At 36.6% G+C, this 25,519-nt stretch carries 33 protein-coding genes; 7 read left to right on the forward strand and 26 right to left on the reverse strand.

Features of this window, described 5'->3' with window-relative positions:
- Positions 1-130: 130 nt before the first annotated feature.
- From Q0371_RS03590 to Q0371_RS03600, 3 genes are all read right to left on the reverse strand, one after another.
- Positions 131-322 (reverse strand): hypothetical protein, encoded by a 192-nt coding sequence (locus tag Q0371_RS03590; RefSeq protein WP_298468366.1) that lies wholly within the window; start codon positions 320-322, stop codon positions 131-133.
- A 92-nt stretch (positions 323-414) separates the two neighbouring features.
- Positions 415-1,296 carry a phenylacetic acid degradation operon negative regulatory protein PaaX gene (gene paaX / locus Q0371_RS03595; protein ID WP_298468369.1) on the reverse strand — a complete coding sequence of 294 codons (882 nt, stop codon included), beginning with the start codon at positions 1,294-1,296 and terminating at the stop codon, positions 415-417.
- A gap of 201 nt (positions 1,297-1,497) precedes the next feature.
- Positions 1,498-2,040 carry a TetR/AcrR family transcriptional regulator gene (locus Q0371_RS03600; protein WP_298468372.1) on the reverse strand — a complete coding sequence of 181 codons (543 nt, stop codon included), beginning with the start codon at positions 2,038-2,040 and terminating at the stop codon, positions 1,498-1,500.
- 166 nt (positions 2,041-2,206) lie between these two features.
- Here Q0371_RS03600 and Q0371_RS03605 point away from each other — a divergent pair, with 166 nt between their 5' ends.
- Positions 2,207-3,637 (forward strand): DHA2 family efflux MFS transporter permease subunit, encoded by a 1,431-nt coding sequence (locus Q0371_RS03605; RefSeq protein WP_298468375.1) that lies wholly within the window; start codon positions 2,207-2,209, stop codon positions 3,635-3,637.
- Positions 3,638-3,731: 94 nt separating this feature from the next.
- Here the strand turns inward: Q0371_RS03605 and Q0371_RS03610 are convergent, their stop codons facing one another.
- The 10 genes from Q0371_RS03610 to paaA form a co-directional block, all read right to left on the reverse strand.
- Positions 3,732-4,934, reverse strand: a complete 1,203-nt coding sequence (locus Q0371_RS03610) for an acetyl-CoA C-acyltransferase (protein ID WP_298468377.1) — start codon at positions 4,932-4,934, stop codon at positions 3,732-3,734.
- Between the two features lie 2 nt (positions 4,935-4,936).
- On the reverse strand, positions 4,937-5,797 hold the full coding sequence (locus Q0371_RS03615; RefSeq protein WP_298468380.1) for a 3-hydroxyacyl-CoA dehydrogenase: 861 nt from the start codon (positions 5,795-5,797) through the stop codon (positions 4,937-4,939).
- Between the two features lie 73 nt (positions 5,798-5,870).
- Positions 5,871-7,388, reverse strand: a complete 1,518-nt coding sequence (locus tag Q0371_RS03620; RefSeq protein WP_298468383.1) for an aldehyde dehydrogenase family protein — start codon at positions 7,386-7,388, stop codon at positions 5,871-5,873.
- A gap of 12 nt (positions 7,389-7,400) precedes the next feature.
- Positions 7,401-8,174, reverse strand: a complete 774-nt coding sequence (locus Q0371_RS03625) for an enoyl-CoA hydratase-related protein (protein ID WP_298468386.1) — start codon at positions 8,172-8,174, stop codon at positions 7,401-7,403.
- A gap of 15 nt (positions 8,175-8,189) precedes the next feature.
- On the reverse strand, positions 8,190-8,963 hold the full coding sequence (locus Q0371_RS03630) for an enoyl-CoA hydratase-related protein (RefSeq protein ID WP_298468389.1): 774 nt from the start codon (positions 8,961-8,963) through the stop codon (positions 8,190-8,192).
- The gene (locus Q0371_RS03635) at positions 8,963-9,265 is read right to left on the reverse strand and encodes an EthD family reductase (protein WP_298468392.1); all 303 of its coding nucleotides are present in this window, start codon (positions 9,263-9,265) and stop codon (positions 8,963-8,965) included. Before Q0371_RS03635 ends, Q0371_RS03630 begins: the two co-directional genes overlap by 1 nt.
- A 13-nt stretch (positions 9,266-9,278) precedes the next feature.
- On the reverse strand, positions 9,279-9,779 hold the full coding sequence (gene paaD, locus Q0371_RS03640; protein WP_298468395.1) for a 1,2-phenylacetyl-CoA epoxidase subunit PaaD: 501 nt from the start codon (positions 9,777-9,779) through the stop codon (positions 9,279-9,281).
- A 26-nt stretch (positions 9,780-9,805) separates the two neighbouring features.
- Entirely contained in the window at positions 9,806-10,609 is an 804-nt protein-coding gene (gene paaC, locus Q0371_RS03645) for a 1,2-phenylacetyl-CoA epoxidase subunit PaaC (RefSeq protein ID WP_298468398.1), read from the reverse strand.
- A complete protein-coding gene (gene paaB / locus Q0371_RS03650; protein ID WP_169358240.1) occupies positions 10,606-10,950 on the reverse strand; it encodes a 1,2-phenylacetyl-CoA epoxidase subunit PaaB in 345 nt (114 codons plus the stop codon). Before paaB ends, paaC begins: the two co-directional genes overlap by 4 nt.
- A 16-nt stretch (positions 10,951-10,966) precedes the next feature.
- Positions 10,967-11,884, reverse strand: a complete 918-nt coding sequence (paaA, locus tag Q0371_RS03655; RefSeq protein ID WP_298468547.1) for a 1,2-phenylacetyl-CoA epoxidase subunit PaaA — start codon at positions 11,882-11,884, stop codon at positions 10,967-10,969.
- Between the two features lie 450 nt (positions 11,885-12,334).
- Between paaA and Q0371_RS03660 the strand changes: the two genes are divergently transcribed.
- From Q0371_RS03660 to Q0371_RS03670, 3 genes are read left to right on the forward strand one after another with little or no spacing between them, the layout of a single operon-like run.
- Positions 12,335-12,901 carry an Ada metal-binding domain-containing protein gene (locus tag Q0371_RS03660; RefSeq protein ID WP_298468404.1) on the forward strand — a complete coding sequence of 189 codons (567 nt, stop codon included), beginning with the start codon at positions 12,335-12,337 and terminating at the stop codon, positions 12,899-12,901.
- The gene (locus Q0371_RS03665; RefSeq protein ID WP_366518556.1) at positions 12,898-13,806 is read left to right on the forward strand and encodes a DNA-3-methyladenine glycosylase; all 909 of its coding nucleotides are present in this window, start codon (positions 12,898-12,900) and stop codon (positions 13,804-13,806) included. The genes Q0371_RS03660 and Q0371_RS03665 overlap by 4 nt, the downstream gene beginning before the upstream one ends.
- Positions 13,806-14,294 (forward strand): methylated-DNA--[protein]-cysteine S-methyltransferase, encoded by a 489-nt coding sequence (locus tag Q0371_RS03670; RefSeq protein ID WP_298468407.1) that lies wholly within the window; start codon positions 13,806-13,808, stop codon positions 14,292-14,294. Before Q0371_RS03665 ends, Q0371_RS03670 begins: the two co-directional genes overlap by 1 nt.
- Positions 14,295-14,437: 143 nt before the next feature.
- On the opposite strand, the gene Q0371_RS03675 is transcribed toward Q0371_RS03670, so the two are convergent.
- The 5 genes from Q0371_RS03675 to Q0371_RS03695 form a co-directional block, all read right to left on the reverse strand.
- A complete protein-coding gene (locus tag Q0371_RS03675) occupies positions 14,438-14,674 on the reverse strand; it encodes a hypothetical protein (protein WP_298468409.1) in 237 nt (78 codons plus the stop codon).
- A 140-nt stretch (positions 14,675-14,814) separates the two neighbouring features.
- A complete protein-coding gene (locus tag Q0371_RS03680; protein WP_298468412.1) occupies positions 14,815-15,309 on the reverse strand; it encodes a hypothetical protein in 495 nt (164 codons plus the stop codon).
- Between the two features lie 167 nt (positions 15,310-15,476).
- Complete coding sequence (locus tag Q0371_RS03685; RefSeq protein ID WP_298468415.1) at positions 15,477-16,067, reverse strand: SMI1/KNR4 family protein; 591 nt, start codon at positions 16,065-16,067, stop codon at positions 15,477-15,479.
- 63 nt (positions 16,068-16,130) lie between these two features.
- Positions 16,131-16,535, reverse strand: a complete 405-nt coding sequence (locus Q0371_RS03690) for a DUF4830 domain-containing protein (protein ID WP_298468418.1) — start codon at positions 16,533-16,535, stop codon at positions 16,131-16,133.
- A gap of 65 nt (positions 16,536-16,600) precedes the next feature.
- Positions 16,601-17,182, reverse strand: coding sequence for a GNAT family N-acetyltransferase (locus Q0371_RS03695; protein ID WP_298468421.1), 582 nt, complete (start codon positions 17,180-17,182; stop codon positions 16,601-16,603).
- Positions 17,183-17,335: 153 nt separating this feature from the next.
- On the opposite strand from Q0371_RS03695, the gene Q0371_RS03700 reads away from it, so the two are divergent.
- A complete protein-coding gene (locus Q0371_RS03700; RefSeq protein ID WP_298468424.1) occupies positions 17,336-17,695 on the forward strand; it encodes a VOC family protein in 360 nt (119 codons plus the stop codon).
- Between the two features lie 95 nt (positions 17,696-17,790).
- On the opposite strand, the gene Q0371_RS03705 is transcribed toward Q0371_RS03700, so the two are convergent.
- The 6 genes from Q0371_RS03705 to Q0371_RS03730 form a co-directional block, all read right to left on the reverse strand.
- Positions 17,791-19,124 (reverse strand): IS3 family transposase gene (locus tag Q0371_RS03705; protein WP_298468427.1). Its coding sequence is split into 2 segments (ribosomal slippage): positions 17,791-18,716 and positions 18,716-19,124, totalling 1,335 coding nucleotides; the frame shifts between segments, so codons are not numbered across the junction.
- A gap of 146 nt (positions 19,125-19,270) precedes the next feature.
- On the reverse strand, positions 19,271-20,308 hold the full coding sequence (locus Q0371_RS03710; RefSeq protein ID WP_298468430.1) for a collagenase: 1,038 nt from the start codon (positions 20,306-20,308) through the stop codon (positions 19,271-19,273).
- 9 nt (positions 20,309-20,317) lie between these two features.
- Entirely contained in the window at positions 20,318-20,539 is a 222-nt protein-coding gene (locus tag Q0371_RS03715; protein WP_298468433.1) for a hypothetical protein, read from the reverse strand.
- Positions 20,526-21,080, reverse strand: a complete 555-nt coding sequence (locus Q0371_RS03720; protein WP_298468436.1) for an NUDIX hydrolase — start codon at positions 21,078-21,080, stop codon at positions 20,526-20,528. Before Q0371_RS03720 ends, Q0371_RS03715 begins: the two co-directional genes overlap by 14 nt.
- Positions 21,081-21,137: 57 nt before the next feature.
- Entirely contained in the window at positions 21,138-21,479 is a 342-nt protein-coding gene (locus Q0371_RS03725; protein WP_298468439.1) for a zinc ribbon domain-containing protein, read from the reverse strand.
- Positions 21,480-21,497: 18 nt separating this feature from the next.
- Positions 21,498-22,271: a phosphotransferase gene (locus Q0371_RS03730; protein ID WP_298468442.1), complete on the reverse strand. Its 774-nt coding sequence runs from the start codon at positions 22,269-22,271 to the stop codon at positions 21,498-21,500.
- 179 nt (positions 22,272-22,450) lie between these two features.
- On the opposite strand from Q0371_RS03730, the gene Q0371_RS03735 reads away from it, so the two are divergent.
- Positions 22,451-23,233, forward strand: a complete 783-nt coding sequence (locus tag Q0371_RS03735) for a hypothetical protein (protein WP_298468444.1) — start codon at positions 22,451-22,453, stop codon at positions 23,231-23,233.
- A 217-nt stretch (positions 23,234-23,450) separates the two neighbouring features.
- On the forward strand, positions 23,451-24,242 hold the full coding sequence (locus tag Q0371_RS03740) for a M15 family metallopeptidase (protein WP_298468447.1): 792 nt from the start codon (positions 23,451-23,453) through the stop codon (positions 24,240-24,242).
- A gap of 104 nt (positions 24,243-24,346) precedes the next feature.
- Here the strand turns inward: Q0371_RS03740 and Q0371_RS03745 are convergent, their stop codons facing one another.
- Together Q0371_RS03745 and Q0371_RS03750 are read right to left on the reverse strand one after the other, a co-directional pair.
- Positions 24,347-24,787, reverse strand: a complete 441-nt coding sequence (locus Q0371_RS03745; RefSeq protein WP_298468450.1) for a hypothetical protein — start codon at positions 24,785-24,787, stop codon at positions 24,347-24,349.
- Between the two features lie 160 nt (positions 24,788-24,947).
- Positions 24,948-25,517, reverse strand: coding sequence for an HAD family acid phosphatase (locus Q0371_RS03750; protein WP_298468453.1), 570 nt, complete (start codon positions 25,515-25,517; stop codon positions 24,948-24,950).
- Between the last annotated feature and the right edge of the window lie 2 nt (positions 25,518-25,519).

Here is a 25,519-nt window from a genome sequence, read left to right on the forward strand (position 1 = left end):
GGAGCTTTTATCCATTTGACCCCGAGGGGCAAGGCGATGAAGCTGGACATCAATTTACCCACAGGTTCATAACTTTATAATTTCCTAAACAACTAAAAAAGACACCATTTGGCATGGTGTCTCCATCATATTATATCCCATCAAAAAGATTTCCTATCGCTCTACCAATACCTCGAAGTATCCAAAAAACAAAACGAATTGGCAGTATAATAATATCAGCTAAAGTGAAAAAAAAATCAAAATAACTCCACTTTGATACTTGGACTTTATTCTTTTTTCTTTTAATGCTTACCTCTTTTTTACGCTTCCACCATTCCATCATCTAAGTAAACCTCCATTTTGTATTCATATACTTACGAATAACTGTTAAAGAAGTTTCTACTATTTATTTATTTATTAGAAATAACACTACTCCTAGAGTTCCTTTAATAGAGGATGGTAATTAACATCATATTCTTCATCTCTTCTTTTCAAATCATTATCCTCTTGGAAAACACCCTCAAAAAATTCACTTGCTAATGGTGCAAGTAATTTATAGTATTGCTCGAACAAAAGAGCAGCATGATTTCCGTTCCAGATCTCTGGCAATAGCTCCTTCGGAAGACCAGGATCAATAAAAAGAAACTTTCGGTATTCATGGACTAACCTTGTTCGTTCTACAAAACAGTCTGCAGAGGACATTTTATTATCATTTATCATACTTTGATGCACAATATACTGATGACTATAAGCTGTTATAAATTCTTTATACTTTGCTTCTATATCAATAAGTGGCCAGCTTTTTTCAACTAAAGCTTGGTTCTCTTTTGGACCTTTATAGTCAGATACAAAAAAGTCTACATACTCATGTATTTCATATTTATCTATTAATAATTTTACTTCTTTTTCTAGATTATTCGGAGAGATCCAGCATCCACTAGAAAAACTTCCAAAACCACTCCAAAGCAGCTCTTTTCGCAGCTCATCTCTTATTTGTCTTTTTTCCTCGGGAATTGTGTACATTAACATACGCCATTTCCCATCCCATTCGTTAGGCATAAGCTTAAATATTCGATTTGCCGCTTCTTCCATTCTTACTTTGCCTCGATTAGTTAGATAATAATAGCTCTTATTACCTTGTTTTTCAGACTCAAGCCAACCTTGTTTCATCATTCTAGAAACTGCTACGCGTACGGATTGCTCATTATGTCCGAATTCCTTGAGTAGGCGAATCAGACTTCCAATCCATATTTTATTGCCGTAGTGCCTTATATAATCACCATAAACAGTGAAGATCATTGACTGTGTATTAGACATGTTATTAATCACTCATTTCTATTTTACCTAATTAATAATATATCACTTTTTCAGAATTTTTTCTTTAATTTGTTATAAGAGTATACTAATTATTTCCCTGAAAATAATTTAATTTTCTGAATTAGTCATTCTTGGAGAATCAGTACTAGCTGTATCAACACGTTAAAAATAAATGCCATTATATTAACACAGAAAAACAATTTATCTTCTAAATAGTAATTCGATTTGATTGACGATATATTCTGAGCTATGCTCCGTACCTTCTTCCAACCACCATTCAATCACCCCAAACATTGCAGAAGCAAGTATATCCAGTGAGACACGTTCTGGCCCATCTAATACTTGTCTTGTTGTTCTCCGCGCTTTGATAAATGACTTTATTTCTTTATGCATTTTGCGCTTAAAACGGTCTTCTTTAAATAAAACGGAGAACATGATGCGATGGTTATAGAAATAGTCTAAATATGATAATAACTGAGTTCGTTCATTCGAGCTTTCTAATAGGAGTAAGGGTTTTAACTTTTCTTCTAAATCTGAAAATATGTCCTTCACTAGATCTTTTAATAAGTCATTTAAATCTACGAAATGTAAATAAAATGTTGCTCGATTCAATTCGGCCTTGTCTGCCACTTTTTTAACCGTCAGCGCTTGAAGGTCAGTTTTTTCGTTCAACAATGCTACTAATGCCTCTTTAAGCATCCTCTGAGATCGCATTGCTCGTGGATCTTTTTTAGTTGTAGACATATTTTAATCACTCCATCTATTATCTGTAACTTCTTTGACACTATGTCTATTATTGTAGTTTAAACCACATTATTATGTAAACTGTTTATGTCATTTCATAAAAATAGTTGGTATAATCAACTTCATTGACACGGTGTCGATTAAGTCAAATAGGAAGGATTTTTGTATGCCTACTAATATAAATAAGAAAGTATTAATGACAGTTTTAATCATAGGATGTTTTTTATCAACATTAAATCAAACTCTATTAAATGTTGCGCTTAGTAGTTTAATGGACGTTTTTAAAGTATCCCCAAGTACAGTACAATGGCTAGCGACAGGATTTATGTTAGTAAATGGTATACTTATACCAATTACAGCTTATTTAATGAAGCGCTTCTCCACCAGACAGCTATTTATAAGCTCAATGACCCTTTTGCTGTTGGGCACCATTTTTTGCGCACTTGCTCCGAACTTTAGTATTCTTCTAACTGGTCGAATGATTCAAGCAGCTGGAGCTGGAATAATCATGCCGTTAATGATGAGTATTGTTATGTTCATATATCCACCTGAAAAACGTGGAAGTGCAATGGGCTTAATCGGTTTTGCTATTATCTTCGCTCCAGCCATTGCTCCTACATTGGCTGGATTTATACTTGAATACTTTTCATGGCGCTGGCTATTTATTGGTTTATTGCCTTTTGTCGTATTTATTATCGTACTTGCACTTAAATACTTGATCAATATATCTGATCAGGAAACCGCTCATCTAGATTGTCTAAGTGTTATATTATCTACACTTGGATTTGGATTTTTACTTTACGGTTTTAGTAGCGCAGGCAGTCAAGGCTGGACTAATCCAATTATTATAAGCTCTATCGTTGCTGGAATAGTCATTACTTACATTTTCTGCATGCGTCAATTACGATCAGAGGATCCGTTGCTCAATTTAAATGTCTTTACAAATAAGACATTCACTATGACATCCATAATTAATGTGCTTGTTACGATGATTATGTATGCAGATATGATTTTACTGCCCATTTACTTGCAGGACGGTAGAGGCTTTACAGCTCTTGATGCTGGGTTATTATTATTACCAGGAGCGTTAGTTAACGCTTTCATGTCACCGGTTACAGGAAAACTATACGATAAGTATGGTGCCAAACCATTGTTTATAACTGGATTGTTATTCATTATTCCAAGCATGTGGATCGTAACAGATTTAAATGATTCGACGTCCTTTACATTTTTAATGATCCGAACGATTTTCTTGCGTATTGGGCTAAGCTTCATCACGATGCCACTAAATACAGCTGGGCTAAATGCCTTGCCTAAGTTGCTTATAACACATGGTACTGCAGTTAACAATACGGTTCGTCAGCTTGCTGGCTCGATTGGAACAGCAGTTGTTGTTACTATTTTCACGGTTCAGTCATTAAAGCATACCGAAAATATCTCGAAGGAAATCCCTACAGCTGGTATCGATCAGCTTAAAGCGTTAGCATCCATTTACGGTTCAAGCGATGCCTATATTTTCATGACTATACTATCCATACTGGCGTTACTTATCACCGTATTTTATCCTAACAGACAAAAGAGCGTTCCAACTAAATAATCTGGTAGTTTAATGTAGCCAAAAGACCTCGCAGATATCTCTACGAGGTCTTTTGGCTTTCGGCTATTCTTTTTCTTTATTTATTAACTAAGAATTACTGTATATTTTCAAATACTGCAGCTATACCTTGACCTACGCCTACACACATAGTGGCAAGACCGAATCTCACTTCTCTTCTCCTCATCTCATATAGAAGTGTAGTCACTATCCTTGCTCCGCTAGCACCTAACGGATGTCCGAGAGCGATTGCACCACCATTCACATTTACAATTGTTGGGTCGAGTTCTAATTCCCGAATACAAGCCAACGACTGTGAAGCAAATGCCTCATTTAATTCGACTAAGCCAATTTCTTCTTTTAAAACTCCTGCGCGCTTAAGTACTTTGTTAGTTGCATATACAGGTCCTATTCCCATTACACCAGGCTCTACACCAGCAGTAGCGGATGCAATATACCTCGCTATAGGCTTTAAACCTAATTCCTTCGCTTTGTCTGCGCTCATTAGAAGCAAGCCTGCTGCTCCATCATTTACACCAGACGCATTTCCAGCTGTTACAGTCCCTCCTTTAAAAATAGGAGGAAGGTTGTTCAGCTTTTCCAAGCTTGTTTCTGGTCTCGGATGCTCATCAGTATCAATGATCACTTCCTGACCCTTTTGATTTGTATACTTCACTGGTATTATTTCGTTCAAGAAGCGATTTTCAGCCATTGCTTTTTTAGCTCTTTGCTGACTTTCAAAGGAATAGAGGTCCTGATCTTCTCTAGTTATTTTATATTTCTCGGCAACGTTCTCAGCTGTTTTAGGCATCGAATCGGTACCATACTTTTCTTCTAACAATGGATTTATAAATCTCCATCCAATTGTCGTATCTATAAGCTCCATATTCCCTCGGGGAAATTCTTTCATAGGCTTTGCCATTACATAAGGGGCACGAGTCATGCTCTCTGTTCCACCAGCTATGTATATATCGCCTTCGCCAACTGCTATGGCTCGAGCGGCATAAACGATAGCATCTAAGCCAGAACCACAAAGTCTGTTTATTGTCGTGCCTCCAACCTCTATTGGAAGACCAGAAAGTAATGCGGACATTCTTGCCACATTACGATTATCCTCCCCTGCTTGGTTTGCATTACCTAGGACAACCTCTTCTATTTGGTCCACTGGAACGCGTTCGTTTCTTTCAAGAAGTCCCTTAATAACCATGGCAGCCAAATCGTCGGGTCTAATACTTTTTAAAGACCCATTATATCTCCCGATAGGAGTACGAACCGCATCGACTATTACAACCTCTTTCATCTTCACTCCTCCTCACTGGTATAGATGTATACTCCCTTGCCTGTCTTCCTTCCAAGACGCCCAGCCTTGACGTATTGTTCAAGGAGGGGGGCAGGTCGATATTTTTCACCAAGCTTTTCATGTAAATATTTTAAATTGTTCAGTCTAGTATCTAAACCAACGAGATCTCCTAGCTCAAACGGACCCATCGGATAATTCAAGCCGAGCTTAATCGCCTTATCAATTTCCTCTGGCGTACCGATTCCTTCCTGAAGCATATAGAACGCTTCGTTGCCAACCAAAGCACTGATTCGACTAGTTATGAAGCCTGGAAATTCTTTAACTACTACCGTTTCCTTTCCCATTTGCTCAGCAACCTGTTTAATAGCAGCAACTGTTTCATCACTCGTCTCAAGCCCTCTTACAATCTCTACTAATGGCATTTTATGTACCGGATTAAAAAAGTGCATGGCAATTGTTTTATCCGGACGATTAGAAAAGGAAGCAACTTCCGTAGGACTCATGGTAGACGTATTAGTAGCAAAGTAACATTTAGCCGGAGCATGCAATTCTAATGCTTCAAAGACGGATTTCTTAATCGCTAGTTGCTCAGGCACAGCTTCTATAACTAAGTCAGCAGTTTCCGCTGCAAAAGAAAGATTTTGTTCATACCTCAGCTTGTTTAAAGACTTTTCCGCCATATCAGAAGTTATCTTTTGTCGTTTAATACCTTTTTCAAATAAGCTCTCAATTTCTTTTTTAGCATGTTCTAAGGCAGTAGATTTTGTGTCCACCACCGTTACGGCAAAACCAGAAAGTGCTGCTACGTAAGCAATGCCTCGCCCCATTACCCCAGAACCCACAACAACTATGCAGTTAATCAATATAAGCACCTCCATATTTTTTATTACTATACTAAAAAAGGACAGGAACCACTCTAGCTCCTGTCCTGTTATTTTATAGTCCTAAAGGGTTCAAAGGACGGCTACCATAATATGATAAAATACTCTTCGTTTCTGAGTATAAATCTAATGTTTCAATACAAAGCTCTCGGCCAAAGCCTGACTGCTTATAGCCACCAAACGGAGTGCCTGGAAATGCAGAAAACGGACAATTTACCATTACAATTCCCGCTTTTATTTGATTAGCTACTCTTGTTGCTCTTGCTCCGTCTTTAGACCAAACCGCAGAGCCAAGACCAAAAGTAGTATCATTAGCTAGCTTAATAGCTTCTTTTTCATCTTTAAACTTCATTACCACCACAACAGGTCCAAAAATTTCTTCCTTAACTATGTTCATGTCGTGATTCACATTAGTAATGATCGTCGGCTCAAACCAGAATCCTTTTTCATATCCTTTAGGAGAACATTTATGACCTCCAGCTAGAATCTCTGCTCCGTCCTTAATTGCCGACTGAACATATCCATTTATAGTGTCCAGCTGGGTTTGATCTATAATTGCCCCAACATGTGTCCCTTTATCAAAAGGGTTTCCTAATTGAAGCCTTTTTGTCTTTTCTACAAACTTACTCATAAATTCATCATAGATATCCTCTTGGACATACAATCGAGAACGAGCTTCACAGGATTGACCTGAGTTATAGAAAATACCAAACAAGGAGCCATCTACTGCCGCATCTATATCTGCATCAGCAAAGACTAGACTAGGCGACTTACCACCGAGCTCAAGTGTTACTCGCTTTAAGCTTTCAGATGCCTTCCCCATAATATCCTTACCAATAGGAGTGGACCCTGTAAAAGCAACCTTATCCACTTGGGAATGCTCTACTAAATAGTTACCTATATCCGCCCCAGACCCTGGAATGACATTAACAACTCCGGCTGGCACGCCTGCCTCCAGGCAAATTTCCCCTAGTATAATGGCAGTAAGAGGAGTTAAAGAAGCTGGTTTTACAATAACCGAACATCCTACTGCAATTGCCGGAGCAACCTTCCAGGCAGCCATCATCAGTGGGTAGTTCCACGGTATAATTTGTGCACATACGCCAACGGGTTCCTTTTCGGTGTAGTTGTGAAACTGACCGGGTACGTTATTAACCGTCCCTCTATGACCAACAATGGCCCCTGCGTAAAATTCAAAATCCTCTATTGCCTGTGTTACTTGACCCTGAGCGGCGTGTAGTGATTTTCCCGTATCTAAAATTTCTAGCTCTACTAGTTCATTAAACCGAGATCGCATGATGGCAGCTATTTTATTTAAAACTTGTGCCCTTCGACCAACGGGATACATTTTCCACTTTCCATGATCAAATGAATGACGTGCAGCAGCTATTGCCTTTTCTGCATCCTCTTTTGAAGCCTTTGCAACTTCTGCCACTAGTTCGCCTGTTGCTGGATTGTAGGTTTTTATCGTTTCACCACTCGACCCTTTCATTTTTTCACCATCTATTATTAAATGATAAAATTCTCTTTTAATAGTTTCTTTTTCCGTTTTGTCGTCTTTAACAGTCGTCAAAGTACCCACTCCTTATTTTCCTGTGAAAACAGGTTTTCTTTTTTGTAAGAAGGCTTCAACACCTTCATGGTGATCAGTTGTCAGACCGGCAATACGCTGCGTTTGTGCCTCTAATTCTAAGTAATCTTCTAGCCTCATATCTGAAACCGCTTTCAAATTCTGTTTTATAAGAGCAATTGCTTTTGTCGGTAGAGCTGCAAGATGCTCTGCAAAATTAGTTACTTCAGTTTCCCAGCTTTCCAAAGGTATTACCTTGTTTGCTAAACCTAGCTCCACTGCTTTTTGTGCCGTAACCTTCTCTCCTAAAATAGATAGCTCTAACGTTTTCGCATACCCTATTAGTTTAGTTAAGTAATACAGGTTCCCACAATCAGGTACAAGTCCCACATGTATGAAGGCGTTGATAAGACTAGCCTTATCTGCTATCACTCGAAAGTCACACGCTAAAGCCAGACTAAAACCTGCTCCTGCCGCTACTCCATTAACTGCAGCTACTACTGGCTTTTCACATTGCCGTAACTGGAGAAGCATTGGATAATAGGACTCTCTGAGTAGATTACCATGATCCATCTGATCATCTACTTCAGCTAAATCCTGCCCTGAACAAAATGCTCTTCCTTCTCCAGTTAACACGATACATCGTACTTTCTCGTTAGCTGATACCGATTTAAAGATAGCCTTAAGTTCTCTATTCATTTCTGAGGTAAAAGCATTTAGCTTATCTGGTCTGTTAAGTGTAATCCACGCTACTCCATTTTTCACTTCAAACTTAATCGTCTCATACATACTCTCAACACCTCGCTATTTCCCTTGATAGTTCGGTTTTCTTTTTTCCATAAATGCATTCATTCCCTCTTTTTGATCCTCGGTACCAAATAGCAAATAAAAGTTTTTTCTTTCATATTGCATACCTTCATGGAGGGAGTAATCTATCGCCTTGTTAACGGAATCCTTTATGAGACGGAGAGAAATAGGCGGTTGTTTAGCAAGTTTCTGGGCCAGCCTCATAGTTTCTTCCATAAGTAGCTCGCTCGCTACTATTTTGTTGATAATGCCATGGTCGAGAGCCGTGGCTGCTAGGATTCTTTCCCCGGTCCAAAGCCATTCTAGTGCTTTTGTTTTACCGACTAGCTTCGTCAATCTTTGGGTTCCACCAGCGCCCGGCATTACACCAAGTCCTACCTCTGGGAATGAAAACTCCGTTCCTGTGGCTGCTATCAAGAGATCACAAGCAAGTGCAAGCTCAAAGCCCCCACCAAAGACAAATCCTTTGACCGCTCCAATAATTGGCTTTTTAACAGTAGCTATACGATCCCAATCAGAAAATTGATTTAGTAACTCAAGACTGATTGGATCGTCCTCCATCATTTCCTCAATATCAGCACCAGCCGAGAATGCCCTGCCTCTTCCTGTTATGACAATAACCCGAACTTCTTTTTCGAGTTCAAATGCTAGCAGTGCATCCATTATTTCACTAACCATTTTTCTATTTAGTGAATTGAGCCGATCTGGACGATTTAATTCGATTAACCCAATATGATCCTTAATGCTTGTTTCAATGAAGTTGAAGGACATTATGCATCCTCGCCTATCATTAGCGTAACTAAGTCTCCTGCAAATCCCATTAAATCCTTTCCTGAAGCCCTTCCTTCAGCTGATTTTAGTCCAGCTTTCAAGGAATCCATATCATCATAGATCATTTCACACATTAAATAATATTCTGACTCTCCTCCCATTGGAGAACCAGTAAACTTAGTTACCTTCATTTCTCGTAGACCTGGGATTTTTTGTGTAATTGGAGCGTGTACATTAAAGTAGTGTTCATCAAATTCCATTTTGTTTTCTGGGTGCTTATACATTGCGACTAATTTAGCCATTCATAATCCTCCTTTACATAATAGTAGAGATTGGTTTCATTGCTTCAAATACGTTTTTACAGTTTTTACAGTACAAAATGCTTCTACAAGCCGTTGGACCAAAAAGATTCTCTAAGGTAGTATAGGTTGACCCACAATAAGCACAGTCCACCTGCCACACATCTTCTCCTTCCTTAAATATAGGAGGAGGTGCTATGCCAAACTTCCTTAGATTTTCATGCCCTCGTTTTGTTATCCTTTCCGAAGTCCAGGGAGGATGAAAAATAAAATCTACCTCCACTCCCAGTACACCTGGTACTCGCTCGATTGCAGCCCTAGTATTGCCTTTAATAATTTCTAACGCAGGACAGCCTAAAAAGGTAGGCAATAAATGGATATGAACTTTCCCACCATCTATTTTTATCTCCTCCACCATACCAAGATCCATAATACTAACCGAGTCTATCTCCGGATCCATTACTTCATAAAGGGCATTGATCACTAAATCCTTTAAAACTATTAAGCTTTGGGTCACTCTTGTCACCTCTTTTCATTTGAGCCTTACCAGGAAGCCGCCGGATCCATCCTATATACCTCTGAAAGAGTTTCAATCGCCTCATCTAAGTCCTTCAAATGCACTCCATTGCGACCATTTTTATTTGGAACAGTAGATATGCTTGGCTTAGCAAGCTGAAGAAATTCAAAGGTAGGAGTTACGCTTTGTAACCATCTTTCCATTAATAAGTTTTCTGGTTCTATTAACTGATGCTTTTCTATAATCTCCTTGTCTACTCCATAGGAGAAAAAATCAGCAAAGTCATCACTCACTAGCATTATTGCATCTGTCATTTTCTGCTTAGCTAAGTCGGTTGAATTCAATAATTGCTTAAACCATGTTTCCCAATGCAACCGGTGGTAGTAAATTTCCATCTTTACCTTTTTAGCAATTTCAGCCAAAGGAATATATGAACTAGCACACAAGGAATCGACTTTAACCTTTTTGGCAGTAATATAAAAATAGCTTCTGACTACTTGTAAAGACCAGTCATATTGTGGAATCTCCATGTACGAGCCTTTTCCGTTGGCTCTTTCCGTCAGTATGCTATTCTTCCTTTTACTGGACTCCCTCAGATGAGCAAGATCATCAGCATTCCCCAATCCCAATTCTTCAAGTAGGTTGTAATACATGACGGCATGCCCCATACTATCCTGGCTAATGGATGAGGAAGCGACGTCCTCTTCTATATGAGGAGCGAGGCCTAGCCACTCTGATCCACGATACGCATACATAAAATCGTCATCTGCTAGCTGAAAAAGCAAGCTGGCGATAGCTTCCTTATGTTCCTTGCTCATATCAACAGTCATTTCCGATCTCCTCCCCAAGATAATATTTCTTTTTCATCTAATATTTGCTGCTCATAGTGTCGCCACTTTTTCTTTAGGTACCCGTACCCCTTTGTCGTGCGATAATCCTTGTTGTCTAGTCTTGCTAACGTTTCCTTCTCCTCTAGGTCAAGCTTACGGATATGCTTGCGATTGACGATCCATATGTCAGCTACTGGCTCTCGTCTCATAAAGTTTTCTTGAGCCATTATAAAAGCCATATCTTCATTCGGAGCGAGTAAACTAAACTGATGTAAAAAAGCTGAGCTTGGGGTTCGTTTGCTAAATATTTCATATTCTTGATAAAAATTTTCTTCTTTCATATTAGCTGCTCCTTCCTTAGCTTACTGTCGCACTAAGCGCATCACGGACCCATGCATTATTTTCATATGAGATTCTTCTTAAATTTAGGCGTGCCTCTGATCTAGGACCACCGTTTTTAATAATTTTCTTAAATTCATTCCAATCAGGCTGCTGGTATATCCACGTATTAGTTTCTTTATCGAATGTTAAGGTTGGATCAGGAACAGTCAGCCCCAAGGATAAAATTCTAGGGATGTATTTATCAAAAAAGATTTGTCTAAATTCTTCATTTGTTTTCGTTCTTATTTTGTATTTAATCGTTAAATCCTGTTTAGAGGAACCAGTAGTTTCCTTTGATGCGGGGCCAAAGAACATAAGGAGTGGCTCCCACCAACGGTTAAGGGCTTCTTGAATCATTTCTTTTTGTTTGCTTGTACCTTCAGCGAGAGCCATGATAATCGATTCTCCATGCTGAGCGTGAAATACCTCTTCGGCACAAATTCGCTGCAACGCTCTTGAGTACGGACCATACGATGCACCCAGCATATTTGTCTGGGTGATTATAGCCGCTCCGTCTACAAGCCAGCCGATAATCCCCGCATCTGCCCAAGTTTTTGTCCCCATATGAAAGACATTGTGGAACTTTAGATCTCCTTTAAAGAGATCCTGCATCAAATCAGCTCTATTTTTACCATAAGGCTTTAGCAAATCCTCTGTCACCCTAAGTAACAGCTGACCATGACCCATTTCATCTTGGACTTTAGCCATAATGCCAAGCTTTCTAGATAGAGAAGGAGCACGTGGCACCCACTCCTTCTCTGGCAGAGCCCCCATTATTTCACTCATCCCATGCATAGAGATTAATTTGATTAATGTGATTCTGTATTCCTCTGGCATCCAATCATCGGCTTCAATCTTATCTCCCATTTCAATTCGTTCCATAAAACGATCCATTCTCTGCTGCTCTTCTTGTGAAGTTAGAACTACGCTCACTTACATTCCTCCTTTATTTAAGCTATGCTTTACGAAAATAACTCATAACACCATAAAAACGACTCAAAATAAAAGTTATATAACATGCTTTAATTCACAAGTAACATATGCTTTATACCCCAATAACTATTAATAAATTTTCATTTTATTAGTCTCTACAAGTAACCAGCATTTATATAACAAATAACATACGCGAAACTTAAATTATGTGATACTTTTATTACAGATTAATAGTATCCTTTAAATTAGTCAACTAAAAATTCAGAAAATAATGATAAATATTAGACCATAATAGCAAGAATTAAGACGATTCCTTCTCTTTTATTTGTTAAAGTAGACATAAGGCGATTACAAACGAAAAAAGTTATATGATATGATGAATAAAATTTGCTGAAAAAGGGAGTAAAATTCGTGGCTAAAGCAAATCTTTCTTTTGAGGAAATGTGGCAAAGAATCATGTCTTGTGATAGTAATTATGACGGATGTTTTTATACAGCTGTTAAAACTACTAAAATTTATTGTAGGCCCTCCTGTAAATCTCGAAAACCTAAAAAGGAAAACGTACAGTTTTATGAAACCAAATCTGAGGCAGAGAATGCTGGTTTTCGAGCCTGTAAAAGATGCAAGCCTGATATAGAACTTGCGCCACAAGAGATGCTAGTAAGCGAAGTCATTTCTTTTCTGACCTGCAATTACAAGGAGGTAATAACGCTTGAGAGCCTCTCTTTACATATCGGAGTAAGTCCATTCCATCTGGAGCGAGTCTTTAAACAAGTTACGTCCGAGAGTCCACGTACGTTTTTAGAAAAAGTTCGAATAGAAAAAGCAATCCACTTATTGAAGAATACAGATAATACAAACCTAGAAATATCATTGAAAACAGGATTTAAAAGTACATCAACTTTCTATAAGGCTTTTAAAAATTCCTTACATACCTCTCCTAGTGAATATCGAAAACAATGGAGGAGTTCACAATGATGAATGAGATATTAAAACCTGAGACACTAAATATACCTACACCTTCCGACTTTAGCTTCGAGGAATGTCTAGCTCATTTAATGAGATCTGAACAAGAAACAGTACATCAAGTAACAGATCATTCTATTTATAAGGCTATTAAAATTGATGACGATGAGCCCATTTTGTTTATAATTGACTGGAAACCTGATGCACTACATGTACGATTTCCATTTACTACACCTTCTGCTAAGCAGAAAGAGCAAACTGCTTCATTTATAATTGAATGGTTTGATCTAACTACGGATTTGAATGGGTTTTATGAGCTCGCTAAACATGATCCTATTTTAAGCCCGATCGTTCAAAACCACTATGGCTTACGTATCATGGGAATCCCTAATCTTTTTGAAGCATTAACCTGGGCCATTATCGGTCAACAAATAAATTTGACATTTGCCTATACTTTAAAAAAGCGGTTAGTTGAAAAATACGGAGACTTTGTAGAATATGAAGGTAAAAAATTCTACACATTTCCTTCCTTTGAAATGGTTGCTTCTTTAACAACAGATGATTTACGAGCCTTACAGTTTAGTACTAGAAAAGCAGAGTATATCATTGGTATCGCTCAGCTGATGCAAGGCGGAAAGTTAGACAAGGACCTATTATTTAAACTAGAGACATTTGAACAAAAGCATTTGTATTTAACGACTATAAGAGGTATTGGACCTTGGACTGCTGACTATGTATTGATGAAAAGCCTACAAGAGTCCTCTGCTTTCCCTATTTCAGATGTTGGATTGCACAATGCCCTAAAAAAACAATTAAACCTTGACCGTAAACCTACGATGGACGAACTAAAAGAACTAGCCGAAAAATGGACAGGCTGGCAGGCATACGCTACATTTTATCTATGGAGGTCCTTATAATGTATCAAGTAGACTATCAATCACCGATTGGAGTATTAGAAATTTCAAGTACGAGCGAGGCTATTGATGCTATTCGCTTTACGGAAAGAAAAGAAGTAGAACACGCGCTTGAGGTCGATCATCCTCCTATACTTCATACTTGTATCGAGCAATTAAATGAGTATTTTTATGGAGACCGTATGGAATTTACTTTTCTCTATAACTATGAGGGCACTGCATTTCAGCAGTCGGTTTGGCAAGCACTTACACAAGTTCCTTATGCGACAACTGCTACCTATAAGCATATAGCCGAAACGATTGGGAAAAATCGTGCGGTTAGAGCTGTAGGAAGTGCTAATAACAAAAACAGATTGCCTATTGTTATACCCTGTCATCGGATCATAAGCGTTGGAGGAAAGTTGACTGGTTACGCTGGAGGTCTGTGGAGGAAAGAATGGCTTTTACAGCATGAACGAGCTAAATTGCAAAATATAAAAACTACTTTATAAATATCAAGAAGGAGCCCAGGAGAAATATCCGGGGCTCCTTCTAAGCATTACCGAGGTCTTTTATACACTTCTTCATTTTATTGGATTGTTGACACGCTGAAATAATCATTTGCTCCAGTCGATAGAGGTCTTTGGAAAATAAATCAAACTTGTAATTTTCTTTGTCTAAAAATCAGGAAAAAGGATAGAACCAACAAAGCAATCCCTACAAATAAATGCAATCCTTTTCCATCATAAGAAATCATAAGAATAAGTTCCCACAAATTTGATGGACCAGAATCAGGACTATCACTATATGGGTAATTAAATATAAAAGGTAATATTCCGAAGATAGATAAGATTGTACCTAAAATCGGTAAAATTATAGAATCTAGTTTCATAAATACACCTCCATTTTTTTCTTTTTATCCGTCTTTTGGATTTTTATAAAAGTAAAGATCATTATGAAAACACCCAATCAGTAAAGCCATTTTAATATAACCATGCTTTTAATCGCGAAATGTTAAAATGTCATAAAAGATTACGGCGATTTCTTAATTCGTTTTAGGGCATATATAATTACCAGTAATAAGCCTAAGGCGAGCAGACTAATATATATACTATTCATATTTGTAGAACTTTTAGGAGTTAACTGTTCCTCATCCTTGCTAGCAGTTGAGTCATTAAAAACTTGTTCAATTGGTTTTTCACCTTTTCCTAATTCAGATAGATCCTTATCTGCTAAAGACAACGGAGTAATTTTGGAACAGTAATTCACTTGAATTTCTCCATTTGATTCATTTGCATATACTAAATACTCTTGATTTAATTCAAATTCGTAGCCACAGCTTTCCGTATTTCTTACAGTATAAACTGTAATTGGTGACTGATTCGGCCCTTTCCAATATTCATTCACTTCAAAATGTACAGCAATAGGATCAGCAGAAGATTGTATGGACTTATTTTTGTTCTCATCTATTATTTCAACAACTTTTCCAGAAAAAACTGTGGAACTAAAATCTAATTCTTCTTTCACGGTGTTTGGCCCATCACATGAACAAGCATAACCTGTAACAGTGAAAAAATTAAAAAAAGGAAAAAAAGTTATTATAAACAACAAAACAATGTACTTAACTTTATTGTTAATTATAGAATTTATTTTCAGTTAACCTCCCCTTTAACACTATTCAAGTGTACAATATATTACTGTTCTTCGTTATTAAGAAAAATAAAGTTACCGTCAATAATATCCTGTAAATACTCGTCAAAGCTGTCTGCAATCACTTTGTATTCATCTGGATCGTGCAAAAATCGAACTATTTGACCGCTTACACCATCAGCTGAAGGGTTAAAGTCGATAAAGAGTCTTGATGTCCCACCGTTGTTCATACAGTCGGCAAAATGAATATATTTACCAGGTAGCAGTCCCTCTGGATTTATCTTAGGGTCAACAGCCTCCTCGTCATCTTGATATTCTAATAGATAGGAGACATCTTCTTCTTCCTTAGAACTATCGAGCATCTGTTGTGTAGATAGCAAATAATATGGATATTCGCCATCAGCAACATCAGCGCCTAAAATACAAACCGCAATTTCATTTTCTTTATATTCCCTCCAATATGTACCGTCTATATTTTCCAGTAAACAGATTAGTGATTCTGGACATTCTGGATATTCTGACCTGAGGGTATTAAGATCCTCTTTTGAAGCCCCATGTGCTGTATTTAATTCGTCGAGCTCAACTTTTGATAATGCTCCTCTTAAACTGATTAAAAATTCGTTAACCAAATTCATTATTTTTACCTCCTAAAAAAAATATTTGCAATCTCTATTTGACTTTATATGTATCTACTTTCTTTACTTAATCATTTGCTCCTTAATGAGACGTTCCTTATCGTCCAAGTTAAATACGCCTGGCACCCATGTCCGAAGTACTCCATAGCCCCCAATAATTTCTTTGTCTACTTCGAATATCACAGCTTGCAAACGTTCTCCATTATCATCTTTTTCTTTTAACACATAAGTATGCCGTATAACTTCTTCACCTAAATACTCACTCAAAAATGTAATTCCACTTGCTTCATAGTTACTAAGCAATTCATCGGGAATATCTAATATATAAGTTTCAACTTCAATTGAATCTTTTATCTCCCAACCTTTTTCTGATAAATATACTTCGTGACGTTCATTAAGACTTTCCTGCCCACAAGCTGTAACGAATAATATTCCTACAATCATCATAAAGAGCATTCTGATTTTCAATACAACACCTCACTTTACAATCGTGGTAAAGCATTTCAACTCTTTAGGTAAATAAGATGTATTTTTTATTTAAAATATTTTTCATAGCAAACGCATTCATGAATTCGTTGGTTTTCTGAAAATTGTTCAATATCTTCTCCTACATAATGAGCAAACGTATTCTTTAAGTGAAGATTAGGAATAGTACTTTGAATTCTATTTTTCAATTCATTTCCTTCGAAATAAATATGGTAATAGGAATAGACTTTTTTAAACTGCATTTTTTCATACCAATTCCGTACCCAACGATCATCTCTAGTCCACGCTTCAAATCGATTCAACCCTAAATTGATTGCTCTTTTTTCCGCTTCTTGGAGAAGTTGCTCACCGATTCCCTGTCGGTGGTAGTCTGGATGTACTGCAACATGCCAAACCATACCTCCTAAACCGTGACCTCTTGAGCAAACGGTTTTTTCTTCCTTTTCATACTCTATATCAATGAGTCCAATAATTTGTCCATTTAATTCTGCCACGAGTTCGATTGCAGGATTTTCATAGTTTTCTTTTTTATTCAATACGTTATCAAAGTAGGCTGTATTTAGAAATGATAGTGTTCTACATCTTACCCAACCTACCTCATCAGAATCGTTATATTCCCGAATAAACACTTAATATATCCTCCTTTGTTTAAATGATGTTGAACTATTAAAATATTATTTCTAACTTTTATTATTCGACTAAGGAAATTTATATCCTCTAAAAAGGACAATCAATAAGTAATGTAGAATATGTATAAAAATACTATTAATAGGAGGGATAATTTGAAAAATCAAATTTGTGTTATAAGCATTTATGTGCCAAATTTAAATAAAGCAATTGACTTTTATACTAATACGTTAGGTTTCGAACTACATAAGCAGTATGGTCCTAAGCTTGCATCACTCGTTAACGGAGACTTACCACTTGTTTTGGAGGAAAATGATAGTGCAAGCAACAACCAAAATGCTTCAGGAGTTGCATTGGGATTGCAAACGGAAGATATTTATGAAAAGGTTAAATTCTTAAAAGATAAAGAAGTACATTTTATAATAGATGAGCCAACTGATTGTCCTCCAGGAAAATTCATTAGTTTTCGAGACCCTTTTGGAAATATTTTAGAATACCTGCAATTTGAAGATTAATAATCTAATTAAAATAAAAATTGAGTTAAGGCGTACATTAAAAAAGAGCTAGAATAAGTAAACTGTACCCTATGTAAAGGACATTTTAAAAAAAGCTAGGCAGCCTTAATTAGATGATCTCTGTATTCAACAGGGGTCATCTTTTTTAAATCCCATTGATATCTATAATGATTGTAATAGGTCATGTAGCTCTTGATTTCCTTCTTTAGCTCATCCAATGTATCACATGGCCTGATATACGCCTCGTCCTTAAAATGCCCAAAGAATGACTCCTGGGGAGCGTTGTCCCAACAGTTTCCTCTCCTTGACATGGACTGGCCTAATTTATATTTCTTCACTAGCTTTTGGTAAATAGGACTGGTGTAATGTCCACCTTGATCCGAGTGAATAAAGGCGCCTTCAGCCAACCTCACTTTCCGATTTTTCTTCAGCTTATTTAAGGTATTGAGGGCTATATCGAGGGTGATTTGATCTGATACCTGATATGCCAAGATTTCATTAGTCGAGGAATCTTTGATTGTTGATAAATATGCCTTTTTCCCTTTTCCGTAAAACAAATAGGTGATATCAGTCAGTAGTACCTTAAAAGGAATGCCTTGTTTGAACTCCCTGTTGAGTAAATTGGGGACTACCTTATGTTCCTGACTGGCTTTCATAATTCGCTTATATGGATTGGCCCTTCGAATAGGGCAGACAATGTCATATTTCTTCATGATTCTCCCAATTTTTTTCAAATTATAGACAACCTTAAATTGACCCTCCAGGGTCATTTTGATCTGACGGGCACCTTTCTTACGTCTTTTGAACCGATAAGCTTTTAGGATGATATCCCGTGAAGCTTCGTCCTTCTTATCCTTGTGTTTCCTTTGTTCTACCGCTTCCTCAGAATAGTGGTTATAGTAGCCAGAGCGTGATACGCCGGCTATTCCACATAGATGACTGACCATTCTTTTCAAGTTGTATTTAACAATGACAGACTGAATCAGATTAAATTTGTGTTCAGCTGTAAGCGTTATTTCTTCTGTTGTCCCCTTTCGGCGAATCGTATCTTTTTTAGAAGTTCATTCTCTGCTTTCAACAAATTAACTTGTGCTTCCAACCTGGAACACTTCTCTTCTGGAGTAAGTTCTCTTTCAAGAGGCCGTCCTGAATTATTAAGCCTAGTATCTTCCAAGCCAAGAATTCCGTCTTGCTTGAATGCTTTTCTCCAACGTCTAGCTGAATTGCGGATACGTGACATCCCTATTACCTCTATATCAAATCCAGATGCTTCAAATATCTCCCTAGGAAACATGCCATTTTCAGATTGATTCATAAAAAATTTCTTAAACTCATTGGAATATGTAATTCCTTTTTCACTAACCGACCTAACATAAGGATTTTTAGATAATAGGCTAATCTCTTTCTCAGTGAATGTCTTTTTACTCATCTCAAACTCTCCTGTCTCGTTCCTCTTTAACTAATTCTACACAAAAAGACCCTATAGAGTAGACTCTTTTTCAAGTGTCTACTCTATAGGGTACAGTTTATAAGTTATCTAGCTCTTTTTTAATTTGATAAGAAAAGAGAAATTTTTTAATAAGTCGCTAGAAGTGTTTTCTGAAATTCCTCTGTGCTTTGTCCTGTAGTTTTCTCCAATGTGTTATAAAAATCATTTAATGACTCCGATAATAACAACTTGGCTATGATTTCTGATCCATATAGATTATCCAACTTTTTCACCGTAAAGTAGCCTTGTAGGTATACTTTATAATGCTCCAGTGATGGGGGTATGGTTTTATTTGTGTCTAGTAAGCGATAATCCACTGTTTCACCTAGGATCTGTTGATTAATCACCCTATCCTGATAACCAACGTACTCACTTAGCCCCTCTATGAACCAAAAAGGCAGATGCTCCATTTTACTACTCAATCCATTAACCTTCGCAAATTGGTGAATACGATAGTGGGTATATTCGTGTAATAAAATCCGTTCCCATCTTTTTTCATCATCCATTTTCATTAGATGAATAGATTGATTCCTACGTTTGTAATAACCTACTGCTCCAGGGGACACTTCCTTAATAGCTGAGGAGTTATTATATATTTCAATCTTTAAAGGGTCCTTTAGCTCTGAACCGAAAATCCGATCTAACTTTGCCTTTTCCTTAGCTAATAGCGAGGAGTACTCCTGCACAGAAGCAATATTATCTGCTGCAAAATAATAAGAGATACTATCAATTTGCTTAGACTCCACATTTTTTTGGATAGAGTCTCCTGAAAATAAAGAGAATAATTTTCTGCTTTTCTTCTCTTCTGCCTTTGCTCCAGTAGATAGAGGCGCTATCTCTTTATAAGGTTCTTCTATGAAATTAGACCATGCGCTACCTCCTATGTAGAAGGAGCATAATAAGGTAGCTGTTAATATAAAGCTAACAGTGGGCCGAATAATGGAGACCGAAAAGTCTCGTTTGGTTTCCAAGTAATACATATAAAAGATAAAAAGTAAGCAGCTAATTAATATGCTCCACACTAGATTGCTCCAGCTATAATACATAGTAAATGCTTGCACGGTATACGCTCCAATGACGAAAGGAAACAACAGAAACAAAGCTCGCTTGATGATCGTTCTCAATTTATCCTCCTATTGAATGTTTGTACGTATGCTCGTTGCTATGTTGCGCTTGGCATGGTCGATTTGCTTCATGCCAACCATTGTTGATAATATGCCCTTCGTATTCATTAGGAATCGCAAGCTATCATCTGTTTTTTGTATATCTTTGCCTAGGTTTAAGGGAGCGCTGGTCGTTACGTGTATTCCTACGTATTTTTCCGAGTCGCAAAGCCTTTTCTCATTTGATTGCATTCTCCTTTAAGAAATCTAAAGCCATATAATAAGCATTGGCGGTGAAAAGCTGTTGAATTTCACCATTCTTTATTAAAGAGTGCATTTCCTTAAAATCAAAAGTATGAACATCTATAAATTCTGTAGGATCCAGTTGTTGATCACTAATTTGATAAGCATCTAGTAGCAAATAGGTATAAATCTTATTCGTTTGAGTAGCTGGGTTTACATAAAATTGACCCAATAAAACTGGCTCGCGGTCGGTTGTATAGCCAGTCTCCTCTTGAACTTCTCTAAGAATTGCCTTCTGATAGCTTTCTTGTCCCTCTGGCTTTCCAGCTGGAATTTCTAAAAAAATATTTTGACCTGCGTAGCGATATTGGCTTACTAAAATAATTTGTTGTTCCTTTGTAAGGACAATTGCTTTAACCCAGTCGGTATATTCATTTACATAATAGTCATCAATTACTTGTCCATCTGGCAGTTCACAAATGTCTTTTCTTAAATTTCCAAATGGGGATTTAAAAATATACGAGGAACTTAACGTTTTCCATGTGATCAATCGTATCACTCCTTTAACTCGAAGTTCATTAGATAAGCCATCATACTGACTAAATACTTACGTTTGCAGTGAGGTACCACAATCGGAGCAAAAATTGGATGATCGACGAACAGGATGGCCACAGTTTGAGCAATAGGCTTCCGCTTTTAACTGTCCCTCCTCCCATCCTTGGCTGGCTGCAGCCATTTGTTCACGTATTACCTCGTTATTCAGTTCTATTAATTTTTTATGATTACCTATTCCAGTTAAAACAAATCCAAAAAAGATAATGGGAGCACCTACAAAGAATAACCAAAAATACTGCGGTTCCTCAAAAAATTCCAGCGTAAAAAATTCAAAAAAAGCAAACCCTATGCAGCATACGCCAACTATCATCATAAATGGACCTATTAGCTTCACTTCAAGGTCACCTCATTTTCAAAAAAATTCATAAAGACCTCCATCAAAATATTTAAACTCTTCTATTGAAATAGGTGTAGAATCATAACCCTCATAGAAAGCTTCTACTAAAAGTGGATTTGATTGTATAGATCTAGTTGCAAGAGCTAGGTCATACCGTGGGTCTCCATATGCTACTCCAGCAAGATCAATAAAAGCATATACCTTACCATCCTTCACAAGTACATTATCAATCGTACAATCCCCATGTATAAGTGTTTGAGGTACTGGCTTAGGCTGGTTGAATTTTAAATAGGTCAGTAGCTCTTCATTGCCGTCGACCTCATAATGCATGACGTTATATGTGGCAGTTTGTAATTGTTTTTCAAGCCAGTTATCTTCTATTAACAATGCTTTAGGAGGCATAGTAGCGTGTAATAATTTTAGGAGAGTACCAAAACTGTAAAAAAGGGATTTCTTTTCTTCCATTGTTTTTGCAACATGTAAGGCTTCTCTTAAAGGCACACCTTCTAACTTACTCATTAGAAGTGAATTCTCTTCGGGCTGCTCTTGATAATGCTTAAACAAAGGAATTGGCAGGTTTGTTTCATTGTTTAGTAGCTCCATCACCTCTGCTTCCCTTTTTAACCAATTCCGATAAGGCAGTTCAGTCGCTACCTTCCACACAAAACGACCTTTTTTTGTCTGAAGAAACGTTGTAAATGATGTTCCACCTTGGCGCTTTGGGAAAGACTGTGCAAGTATTTCTCCAGTTATTTTTATATCCAAACTATCAATTATTTGTTTATTCAAAATAAAACACCTCTAGGTCATATTATACAATAGCTTAATAATAAATAACTATACCTTTTTCATTATTTTGTAAAAATTGAAACTATTTCGCTATTCCAATTGATGCATGCCTCGCAATCCCTATATTTAACCTACATGCATATTCTAATAAATATGATAATTCATAAGGAGGAAATTTAATGGGATTATTCATCAACGATAGCCAGCATCCAGGTGTTTTTAAAAATAATGGCGAATTAAAAGCTAGCAACCAAGTCGAGTTTCGTAGTAACTACTTATCCGATTTCATGCTTAGCCAAGAAGCAACTAACCAGTCTTTTTTAGATAAAATTATTCGATTAAATAATTCGCAACAACAATATGGAGAACAACAACTAACCCATTGGAATGAAATTAACAAAAGACTTGAGTACTTAAAGAAATTAAATATGCAACATGAACAGGTTGAAAAACAAATACAAACTGGTTTAAAGAAATTAGAGCAACAAAACGAGAAGTTGCACCACTTAATAACAGAAGAGAAGCTTGGAAAACAATGTTTAATGGAACATATTGAGCATCTAGATGAAACACAACACCATATAAAGGTTCGATTAGACAAATCTGAAGAAACTTCCGGAGTGATTGTTCAAAAGATAGACGATCTTTCATTAAAAAATGTAGAAGTACTTTCAAGTATGGAGCAGGTGTCAGCGTTTCAACATGAAGCAATGGCCAAAATGGACGAACAGCATCATTTCCATCATACGATTACCCAACAGATTAGCGGTTTGGAAGAAGCTCAAAAGGATTTAACAAGTCGAGTAGATCTCCAAGAAGGCTTGTTGGAGAAAATAATGAGGCAGATAGACCATATTCGATTTTCATTATATGAAAGAACGAATTTCATAGAGGAAAAAATGGAGAAGTTGTATCAGGCTTCTATAGCAAGCTTTCAAAAAATAAAAAATGGGTCTAATTAATTTAAATTGCTTTGGGAGTAAATTGCAAAGATATTCATGTACAGCATGGATACTTTCAATTTACTTTCTAGCAACCTGAATAGATTATTAATTACGTTTTTAGTGAAGAGGTGATGTTTATCAAAATGATAACCTTAAGAAAAAATTAAGAATTATCGTACCATAATCTTAAAGTCTACTTGCTATGCTAGATATATCTAGTAAGGGAGTGAGACAGTTGAAAAAATTCTTCTTATTATGCTGCCTTTCAACATTTGGGTATTTGATCTTTACTAACTATACCAATGAAGACAGACAAATCTTTACAATTGAAGAAGAACAGATTTATGAAGGGAATCTTATATTAATTAATAACGAGGTAAAACTTCAACAAGAACCAACCGAAATCGAAGTGGTACCTAATGACTTTGCAAATAACGTAGAAATACAATCAGAAATGACTGTACATAAGGATTTACTGACCCCTATGCAGGAAATGTTCGAGGCAGCTGAAAAAGATGAAATTATGCATTTCAAGCTTAATAGTGGTTTCCGTACTGGTATCGTCCAACAACAACTTTATGAAGAATTAGGTTCACAGTATGCCCTACCAAATGGCTATAGTGAGCATCAGTCAGGCTTATCCATTGATATTGGTTCTACCGAAGGAATGATGGAATATACACTGGAAGCCGACTGGTTAGCACAACATGCACCAGAATTTGGCTTTATTTTACGTTATCCTGAGAACAAAGTGGACGTAACTGGAATCGCTTTTGAACCTTGGCATTTCCGCTACGTTGGAAAACCACATAGTCTTATTATGACCAAGGAAGATTTAGTGTTAGAAGAATACCTCGCATTTTTAAAAGAAAAAGGCGAATATGACACAACCATTGAAGGTAAGCAATATCAAATAAGATATGTAAAACAGGAACAATTAAAAAGTATGGAGTCATCTAAAAGCAATAAATTTGAAATTTCAGGGGATAATTTGGGCGGAATCATTAAAACTAAAGTAATGGATTGAACTTATACTCCAACTCTAGAGTACATAGAATGACAAAAATATATTCTAATCCTATATCTTTTTTTACTATTAAAAATAGGCAAGCATGTGGTTGAACCCAAAGTCTAATGTTTCCTTTGCAACAACTTGCTAATTTTTTTATTCGTTTCTTCATCAAAAGTATAAATCGTATGGGTATCATCAGCTTTCATTAAAGATCCGTTTTGCCTGTTCTCTCCTACCCATAAATAATAAGTTTGTTTTTTATCTTTTTTAAACATAATATCTATATCATAATCTGGATTAGACATATTAACAATTCCATCTTGTTTTATAGAACTTGAAATCATATCTTTAAACTCTTTTATACTGGCTTCATCTTTAAAAATAATAGTGTCTTCCAAAGATGACCTTGATAGGATTACTTCCATTACCTCACCTTCTACTTGTTCATTTGACGATTGCTGAGGGTTATCGTGATTTGTTTCTTTGCTTTCAATTGATTGACATCCTATTAGTAAAATAGATAAACATGTTAACGGGATAATGAAATGTATTTTTTTCAAAATGTCACTTCCTTTGGATTTTAAGTATTTTTTAATTAGACGGCCCTTCCCTTGCTTTGTTTCAAATTTAAAAATTATTCCATTTAAAAAATACCCCGTGCATATTAGTTGGCGACTAATGTGCATGGGGTATTCGAATCACGAAATATATTATGTCGAGTTAGACTGTTTCCTCTAGAATTCCCCTCAAGTCAGACCATTGTTTCAGCCTTCGCATATCCATTAACTGATTATACGATTGATCCTTTATGAATACTTTTGTTTTTACGTTTTGGAGCGTTTCTAGAACAGCTGGCTTATCATCGAAATAATAATCTAACTCTAATGCCTTGATTGTTGCTATTTTTTCTTCATCCTGCATCCCGCAGTAAAAGTTTTCATCTGTTATTGGAAAGCCTTGTGCCTTCATCCACTCACGAGTTTGAGAGCAATACTTTTTCGGACGAGAGGTAATATAGTAAATCTCATGGCCATCTTCTTCTAAGGATTTTAAAGTTTCTAATGCACCCTCAAAGGATGGGCAATTGGTAAAATATATTTCCTCCATACAATCTCTCCACATGGTGTTTCCATCTTCTTTTTCCAAACCAAAAGCTTCATGAATCTCTACCGTTTTTAAAGCATGAAATACGTCAAGATTCACATTTTGATTAAGTTTCTTATTGTACAAGTGAAAAGCATGCTCTCTCAAATTAATTAATGTATCGTCAATATCAAAACCAAATTTCATTT

The sequence above is a fragment of the uncultured Psychrobacillus sp. genome (assembly GCF_938022135.1).
In the GTDB taxonomy this organism is placed as follows: domain Bacteria; phylum Bacillota; class Bacilli; order Bacillales_A; family Planococcaceae; genus Psychrobacillus.

Coding starts and splice junctions, on each gene's coding strand:
- Q0371_RS03590 (WP_298468366.1), bottom strand. CDS start 322: ATGATGGAATGGTGGAAGCGTAAAAAAGAGGTAAGCATTAAAAGAAAA.
- paaX (WP_298468369.1), bottom strand. CDS start 1,296: ATGTCTAATACACAGTCAATGATCTTCACTGTTTATGGTGATTATATA.
- Q0371_RS03600 (WP_298468372.1), bottom strand. CDS start 2,040: ATGTCTACAACTAAAAAAGATCCACGAGCAATGCGATCTCAGAGGATG.
- Q0371_RS03605 (WP_298468375.1), top strand. CDS start 2,207: ATGCCTACTAATATAAATAAGAAAGTATTAATGACAGTTTTAATCATA.
- Q0371_RS03610 (WP_298468377.1), bottom strand. CDS start 4,934: ATGAAAGAGGTTGTAATAGTCGATGCGGTTCGTACTCCTATCGGGAGA.
- Q0371_RS03625 (WP_298468386.1), bottom strand. CDS start 8,174: ATGTATGAGACGATTAAGTTTGAAGTGAAAAATGGAGTAGCGTGGATT.
- Q0371_RS03630 (WP_298468389.1), bottom strand. CDS start 8,963: ATGTCCTTCAACTTCATTGAAACAAGCATTAAGGATCATATTGGGTTA.
- Q0371_RS03635 (WP_298468392.1), bottom strand. CDS start 9,265: ATGGCTAAATTAGTCGCAATGTATAAGCACCCAGAAAACAAAATGGAA.
- paaC (WP_298468398.1), bottom strand. CDS start 10,609: ATGACTGTTGATATGAGCAAGGAACATAAGGAAGCTATCGCCAGCTTG.
- paaB (WP_169358240.1), bottom strand. CDS start 10,950: ATGAAAGAAGAAAATTTTTATCAAGAATATGAAATATTTAGCAAACGA.
- paaA (WP_298468547.1), bottom strand. CDS start 11,884: ATGGATCGTTTTATGGAACGAATTGAAATGGGAGATAAGATTGAAGCC.
- Q0371_RS03665 (WP_366518556.1), top strand. CDS start 12,898: ATGATGAATGAGATATTAAAACCTGAGACACTAAATATACCTACACCT.
- Q0371_RS03670 (WP_298468407.1), top strand. CDS start 13,806: ATGTATCAAGTAGACTATCAATCACCGATTGGAGTATTAGAAATTTCA.
- Q0371_RS03675 (WP_298468409.1), bottom strand. CDS start 14,674: ATGAAACTAGATTCTATAATTTTACCGATTTTAGGTACAATCTTATCT.
- Q0371_RS03685 (WP_298468415.1), bottom strand. CDS start 16,067: ATGAATTTGGTTAACGAATTTTTAATCAGTTTAAGAGGAGCATTATCA.
- Q0371_RS03715 (WP_298468433.1), bottom strand. CDS start 20,539: ATGCAATCAAATGAGAAAAGGCTTTGCGACTCGGAAAAATACGTAGGA.
- Q0371_RS03735 (WP_298468444.1), top strand. CDS start 22,451: ATGGGATTATTCATCAACGATAGCCAGCATCCAGGTGTTTTTAAAAAT.
- Q0371_RS03750 (WP_298468453.1), bottom strand. CDS start 25,517: ATGAAATTTGGTTTTGATATTGACGATACATTAATTAATTTGAGAGAG.